The organism is Edaphobacter sp. HDX4 (assembly GCF_036877565.1).
Taxonomy (GTDB): domain Bacteria; phylum Acidobacteriota; class Terriglobia; order Terriglobales; family Acidobacteriaceae; genus Edaphobacter.
Genome location: NZ_JAEDXW010000106.1, coordinates 1 through 254, shown reverse-complemented (window position 1 = coordinate 254; position 254 = coordinate 1). Strand labels below are relative to the sequence as shown.

The window sequence follows — 254 nt, the reverse complement described above, 5'->3', positions numbered from 1 at the left end:
CGAAGGCATCCAGCCGGGCTATGCGGTTCTTCGCCTCTTGCCACAGAGGCTTGAGATCTGGCGAGTTGACCCGGTACTTGCCCTGGATCTGCTTGACCATCAGCTCGGAGTCGGAGACGACACGCAGGCGGCGATGACCGTGTTGCAGGGCGTACTCGAGGACCCCCAGCAGGCCGGAGTACTCGGCGTAGTTGTTGGTGCGGACGCCAAGGAATTCGCTCAGTTCTGCCAGCGGCTCTCCGGCCGGACCGGTC

Annotated in this window: 1 protein-coding gene; it reads right to left on the bottom strand. The window is 63.8% G+C overall.

Features of this window, described 5'->3' with window-relative positions; translation table 11 throughout:
* Positions 1-254: reverse transcriptase-like protein (locus JAO29_RS23265; RefSeq protein WP_334270668.1), on the bottom strand; the 254-nt coding region annotated here is incomplete at both ends.